Raw genomic sequence first — 7,324 nt, forward strand, 5'->3', positions numbered from 1 at the left:
TAGATCACAAAAAATATCCCTTAGCGCCCACTAAAGCAGCATATTGTGTAGTTTTATTACGTAACCGTTTGCTATTCAATCATTTAAACCATTTCCCTTTGAGTTCATAAAATCAGTATATGGAATTACGATATCAAACAGAGTAATTAGCTAGATTCATAGGTATACTTGTTTTAATTAACACCCAACAACTCAAATAAATAGAGCATTCCTAAATAAATAATGTTCTCAAAAGGAGATTCTTGTGTCTGAGATCAGTCAACTTACCCCTCAACCTCTTTGGCAGTTTTTCGATAAAATTTGCTCTATCCCTCACCCTTCTAAACATGAAGAGGCATTAGCTCAATACATCATTGAATGGGCAACAAGTGAAGGATTAGATGTTCGTCGTGATCCTACCGGCAATGTATTTATTAAAAAGCCAGCAACCGCAGGCATGGAAGATCGTAAAGGGGTTGTTCTTCAAGCTCATATAGACATGGTGCCACAAAAAAATGAAGACACTGATCATGACTTCACAAAAGATCCTATTCAGCCTTACATTGATGGCGAGTGGGTAACAGCGAAAGGAACCACTCTTGGTGCTGACAACGGCATGGGGATGGCTTCTTGTCTGGCTGTGCTTGCTTCAAAAGAGCTTAAACATGGTCCATTAGAAGTATTACTTACTATTGATGAAGAAGCGGGCATGACTGGCGCTTTCGGCCTAGAAGCGGGTTGGTTAGAAGGCGATATCCTTTTAAATACCGACTCAGAGCAAGAAGGCGAGATCTACATGGGCTGTGCTGGTGGTGCAGATGGTGCCATCAAACTGAATATCGAGCGTGAAGCACTACCTACAGGTTATGTCACTCGTCAAATTACACTAAAAGGCTTAAAAGGCGGTCATTCAGGTTGTGATATTCACACTGGCCGTGGTAATGCAAACAAATTACTAGGACGCTTCCTTGCTGGTCACGCTGCTGAACTTGATTTACGTCTTGTTGAGTTTCGTGGTGGTAGCTTACGTAATGCGATCCCTCGTGAAGCATTTGCAACCGTCGCTGTGCCTGCTGAAAACGAAACAAAACTTGCCGAATTGTTCACATTTTATACTAATTTACTAAAAACTGAACTAGGCCGCGTTGAAACAGATATTGTTACATTTAATGAAACTGCGTCTGCTGAAAATACATTAACGCCAGTAACTCAAGCACGCTTTATTGCTACTCTTAATGCATGTCCAAACGGTGTGATCCGTATGAGTGATGATATTGAAGGTGTGGTCGAAACGTCTTTAAATGTTGGCGTTATTACCACTGACGAAGATTCTATTACTATTCTATGCCTTATCCGTTCACTAATGGACTCGGGCCGTAGCATGGTTGAAGGTATGCTGTCATCTGTTGCTGAATTAGCAGGCGCACAAGTCACCTTCTCAGGTACTTACCCTGGTTGGAAGCCTGATGCTGATTCTGAAATTATGCATGTTTTCCGTGATGTTTATGAAGGCATCTACGGAAACAAACCAAATATTATGGTTATTCACGCCGGCCTTGAATGTGGTCTATTTAAGAAGCCTTACCCTGAAATGGATATGATTTCATTTGGTCCAACAATCAAGTTCCCTCACTCTCCAGATGAGAAAGTGAAAATTAACACCGTTGCTCTTTATTGGGAGCAAATGGTTGCTATCTTAGAGAACATTCCGAAGAAATAATCTATTATTTGTTAATAAAAAACGGTCAGCATATGCTGACCGTTTTTATTCACATCAATACAATTAATGAACCCATTTAATTAATTAGCTAATTACTGGGATTGGCATTAAAAATACACTTTTGGATTAGTTGCGCCCCAGATAACGTATAGCTCAGGCATACTTCGGCTGCTAAATGCTTCCATTTCTTTAGTCTCAATCGTCTCTTCATTTTGAGAGCCAAAAAGAACCACTTGATCACCCGGTTGAACATCTGCAATATCGGTAACATCAACCATGGTGGTATTCATAGACGTCACACCCACTACATTTGCTTTCTGGCCATTAATTAATACATAGCCATTATTACCAATTGAGCGTACATAACCATCAGAATAACCTAATGGAAGATTGGCTAGAATTGAATCACGACCTAGTACGTAAGTGCTGCTGTAGCCAATAGTGCTGCCTTTTGGTAAGTAATTTAAAGAGGCAACAGAGGTTTTAAAGCGAACGATACGTTTGTATTCAGGGTTACTTGGCATATCACCGTACAGTAGGCCACCAGGGCGAACCATATCTAAATGAGCTTCTGGTAGATTAATCGTGGTGTAAGAGTTGGCAACATGAAGAGTAATATCTTCACGATTTAGTTGAGCTTCATCAATCAACCATTGGCTTTCTTGTTTGAATAAGTTTAGCTTTGTGCGGATCTCTTCAACGGATTCATTAGGAAAGTGCGTCATGATCCCAACGATATTAACGTGACCATTAAAGGCAATATTTAACGCCTCTTTCTTACCTTGTAACTGAGTTAAATCTAACCCATTACGACCCATGCCACCCGCATTAATTGCTAAGTGAACAGGAATGATTGTATTATTTTTTTTCGCTAACTTTGCAATCGTATTAGCTTGTTCACTTGAACCTATTAACTCTTCAATTTGGTATTTTAAACCTGATTGAATTTCATTAGGTGTTGCTGCACGCACACGCATAACTTCGCCTTCGAAGCCTTTAGCTCGAACAATACGCGCTTCTTCATTACTCGTAATACCAACACACTCTACATTGCGGTCAATCACTGAAGCCATTAAGCCTTCAATCCCATTGCCATAAGCATCTGCTTTCATGATTGCACATACTTTTGTGTTTTCTGATAATGTTTGCTTTAAGGTATCTATATTATGTTGAAAAACTTTCGTATCAATTTCTAACCATGCATTGGTTTGTTTGATTTTCTCTTGATTTGTCAAAGTATCTAAAGAAAGTAGGGGCGCAGAAATAGCGACTGAAGGGAAAACTAAGCTTAACGCCAACGCACATTTTGTAAATTTCATAAACAACCGTTTCTGTATTAATTATTATCTTATAAATTTTGAAAGGGGATTATATAAGGCTGATTTTATAAGCTCTACAAAAAAGACTTTATATTACACCTGCATAAATTATAGCCTACAACATAAGATCATCACTAAACGGATCGCCCACACTTGAGTCTCATTTTATAAACATAAGTATCATTAACGCTACAGTATTGGCTGTAATCCTGTTTCTAAATTAAACTTAACTGCTGAAAAACTTCTTTTTCTTTTAGCATGACACTAACCCCTATTAATCGGATTTCTCGTCCTTTTTGTCTCTCTAATACTTCAATAAGAAGCTCTTCGAAAAAAGGTAATGTAAGGCTAGGATGTACGTGCTCTATCGTCGTTTGCTGAAAATCGGCAAATTTAATTTTAATTCCTTGTTTAGCAATGCTAGATGAACCATTAGCTTTAAGTAGTCGTTTCTCTAATTCAGGGTATAGTCGAGTCTGAATAACAGACCAACATTCATCGAAAGAGCTTATGTTATGAGTAAAGGTTCTTTCTACTCCCACTGACTTTCTATTTCTCTCTGTAATCACTTCACGCTCATCAATCCCATGAGATCGTTTCCATAGTGAAGCCCCCATTTTTCCAAACCTTAGTAATAGATCTCTCTGCTCACTTTTTTTAACATCACTGCACGTATATAACCCAAACTGATGTAAGCGCTCTAAACTTACTTTTCCTACACCTGGAATTTTCTCTAATGGTAATTTGTTTATCTCATCCATTACTGTATCTGGCGTGATCACATATTGCCCATTTGGTTTATTCAAATCTGAGGCTATTTTTGCTAAAAACTTAAGTGGTGCAATTCCTGCAGAAGCAGTTAATTGGAGTTCATTAAAAATATCTTTACGGATCTGCTCTGCGATAAGTGTTGCAGAACCATAAAGGAGTGAGCAGTCACTAACATCTAAATAAGCTTCATCTAATGAGAGAGGTTCTATTTTATCGGTATAGCGTCGAAATATACGGTGAATATGATGGGATACCTCTTTGTATACCTGCATTCTTCCAGGGACAACAACGAGATTTGGACACAATTTTAGCGCTTTTCCTGTCGGCATGGCTGAATGAATACCAAACTTTCTTGCGGCGTAATTACAAGTACTCAGAACCCCACGCTGCCGCTCATGACCACCAACGGCTAAAGGAACATTACGCAGTGCTGGGTTGTCTCGCATTTCTACTGCTGCGTCTACGAAACCACGAATGGAATTTGTAAGCTACAAGGAGGAATCACCACTTTACCACTAACAAACAATAAACTAACAATTAAAGATACTTACATAATTACCTTACATAAAATCAAACCCACCAACGTCAAATTAACACTACCTACCCCGCCTATACCTTACCATTTAAGTGCCATTTGGATATTGGACAGTTCATCCTTAACATCTAACCCTACACTTAACCCAATTAGACGAATTCCTCGGTCATTAGCACGCGCCAAAGCTTCCTTTAATAAAACAGAGAAAAAGGCTTTATCAAGGTCAATTTGTTTATGCTCAACCGTTGTTTGTTGGAAATCATCGAATTTAAGCTTAAGACCTTGCCGAATGATTTTTTTTTCATGAGCAATTTTACTGAATCGATTTTCTAATTCGTCATAGAGTGCTTCAATTTCTTCTAGACACTCTTGCTCTGTCCGAATATCTTTAGCGAATGTTCTTTCAACACCTAATGACTTTCGTATTCTCGTTGATATAACTTCACGCTTATCAATACCCTGACAGCGCTCCCATAAGGAATACCCAAATTTACCAAACAATTTGAGTAACATATGTTGGTCATAATTTTTGACATCAATACCCTTATGCAATCCAAGCTTGTTTAATTTGTCTAACGTTACCTTCCCGACTCCAGGAATTTTTCCTAATTCTAAATTATCAACAAAACCTTCAATTTCATTTGGAGTTATCACACAAATACCATTCGGCTTATTAATATCAGAGGCTATCTTTGCTATAAATTTAATAGGTGCAACACCTGCACTGGCGGTTAGCTGTAATTCTGATTCGATTGTTCTTCTTATATCTTGAGCAATTAATGTAGCTGAGCCTTTAAACAATAGTGAGTCACTTACATCAAGGTAAGCTTCGTCAAGAGATAGCGGTTCAATGATATTCGTATAACGAGAAAAAATAGAATGAATTTGCTTTGAAACAGCCTTGTATTTTTCCATATCACCATGAACAACGGTTAAAGTAGGACATAGTTTCATAGCATGAGAGGTAGCCATAGCTGAATGAATACCATACTTTCGAGCAATATAGTTACACGTCGAAATCACTCCACGCCGATCCTGAGAGCCACCAATAGCTAATGGTATGCCTCTTAAGTCAGGGTTATCTCTCATCTCAACTGCGGCATAGTAACAATCAAGATCTATATGGATGATTTTCTTAGTCATATTGCTGAGTCTTCAAATCTATTGGCCTAAAGGTAAAGCTTTAGCTAGTTGTTAATTTAATGCATAACGAACACTGTATATAATAACAGTAATGAGGAATATGAACAATATCAGTTATACATATTGACTGAAGTCTAAGCATCTCTCAGGGATTAATTAAGCAAGCCATGCCATTATTCATTTACAGTTCGTACTTTATGCAAAGGAAATCCGACTTAGATTTTGACAGCGGTGAGTTATAATAAATCTATTTACTAGCATCAGTAAAAGTATCTCAGAGTTCCAACTATTGTTAGATACACTGCAAATCCTTCATTACCTTATGGATTGTTCAAGGTTTTTCATAAAAGACACAAAAAGCCTTGATGCTCAAAGGCTTCTTCTGATATGCAATGGCGGGGTAAGCACTGTTACGATTAACTCATAAAAAATCTATAAATTATTACTCCTCTTTTCAGAGCGGCACTAAAATTATCAACACTTAAGTGATTGATATTATGGAAAATGAAAAAGGATGACATTTAATAAGTAATAATTAAGATAATTGCTCTACTAATAAATTAATTTCATCAATTATTGATAAATAAAGCGTTCTGTTTTTTTTATTTAGAATGTGATTGCAATCATCATATTTTATAATTGAGATCATAAATGACCTATAACCAACTATCTTATTGAAAATTTGACTTTTACAGTATTGATTAAAAAAATCAGCATCATTTTTAAATAAAAACTTATGTTTATGTATTCTCTCATCAAATACTTTCCTCATAATATATTCAGGCGTTTTACCTGTTGAGGTATAAAACATAACATCATTTATAATATTTAGCTTTTTATTAGTTATTCTTATATTTCTTTCATTATTCCTATTTTCTATAAAATAACCATTCAAGGATAAGAAACCTACACTTTTATTGGTTTTTTTATTATTTAACTTTAACCCTAACAGCTTTAAATAAATCTTTATTTCTTTCAAAAAATCAAACCCATGAACAAAACTTGACTTTTTAGCTGAAAATAATAAATCATCAGCATATCGTGTATATGTTATATTTCTTATATCACAATATTTTTGAATAAGAATATCTACTTTCCTAAACAAAATATTTGAAATAATTGGAGATGAAGGAAATCCTTTAGGTATAACCCTTTTTTTCTTCACTGACACAGTTAAATTATTAACTGTTTTTACTTCATCAATTTCAACCGTTAATGCTTCTTTCACTAGAGATGCGGGAGTAAATTTATGTGATTCTTCAGCTTTCAATGTTGAAAATGAATTATCTATAACTCTAAGAAACTCACTCGTATCAATAGAATGAAAGAAATCTTTTACATCTAACCTAAGAAAAAACTTTCCATCAATATGTTCGGATAAAAAATCGAAATATGATTTATTTTTAACGAAACCTTTGGCTGATTTATTAACATCAACATTAGATAGATACTTTTTTACAAGTGAAGTATTTAGACTATAGTGAAGTGTGTTTTTATGTATTTTTCTATATATAGAATCAGAGATATTAATAATTGAAACAGAAGGTTCAAATTTAACATAAAAATCTTTATTATTATTTAACAAATGACTATTAAAATACTCTGTTGACATTTTTTTCATATGTTGCTTCAACCCGATACGAGAACAATGTTACACCGAAGGTGCTAGATAACATAACTTACCAATGATATATAACTAGTAGTTACCTGGGCTATGTTTACTGAATGAAGTAAACATCTTGATGGTTATAACCATCTATAAATCAATACATCCCAAATCTATCGGGTTGAAGCTTGATCAATATATCATGAAACTCAGGAAAAATCGATTTAAACTTCTGTTTAAATAAAGAAATA

The 7,324-nt window shown here is 35.5% G+C and carries 5 protein-coding genes; 1 reads left to right on the forward strand and 4 read right to left on the reverse strand.

Translation table 11 applies throughout. The annotated features are described in order from the left end of the window. Positions 1-244 precede the first annotated feature (244 nt). Complete coding sequence (locus tag PVK62_RS15830; protein ID WP_274445139.1) at positions 245-1,699, forward strand: aminoacyl-histidine dipeptidase; 1,455 nt, start codon at positions 245-247, stop codon at positions 1,697-1,699. 107 nt (positions 1,700-1,806) lie between these two features. On the opposite strand, the gene alr is transcribed toward PVK62_RS15830, so the two are convergent. The 4 genes from alr to PVK62_RS15850 all read right to left on the reverse strand — a co-directional run bounded on the left by alr (position 1,807) and on the right by PVK62_RS15850 (position 7,088). Continuing rightward, positions 1,807-3,018: an alanine racemase gene (alr, locus tag PVK62_RS15835; RefSeq protein WP_274445138.1), complete on the reverse strand. Its 1,212-nt coding sequence runs from the start codon at positions 3,016-3,018 to the stop codon at positions 1,807-1,809. Between the two features lie 215 nt (positions 3,019-3,233). Beyond that, positions 3,234-4,265, reverse strand: coding sequence for a DNA polymerase IV (gene dinB, locus PVK62_RS15840; protein WP_443111782.1), 1,032 nt, complete (start codon positions 4,263-4,265; stop codon positions 3,234-3,236). A gap of 140 nt (positions 4,266-4,405) precedes the next feature. Next, positions 4,406-5,467, reverse strand: coding sequence for a DNA polymerase IV (dinB, locus tag PVK62_RS15845; protein ID WP_274445136.1), 1,062 nt, complete (start codon positions 5,465-5,467; stop codon positions 4,406-4,408). Positions 5,468-6,002: 535 nt separating this feature from the next. Continuing rightward, positions 6,003-7,088: a reverse transcriptase domain-containing protein gene (locus tag PVK62_RS15850; RefSeq protein WP_274449485.1), complete on the reverse strand. Its 1,086-nt coding sequence runs from the start codon at positions 7,086-7,088 to the stop codon at positions 6,003-6,005. Positions 7,089-7,324: the final 236 nt, after the last annotated feature.

Origin of the sequence: Aliivibrio sp. S3MY1 (assembly GCF_028765575.1) — a bacterium.
In the GTDB taxonomy this organism is placed as follows: Bacteria; Pseudomonadota; Gammaproteobacteria; order Enterobacterales; family Vibrionaceae; genus Aliivibrio.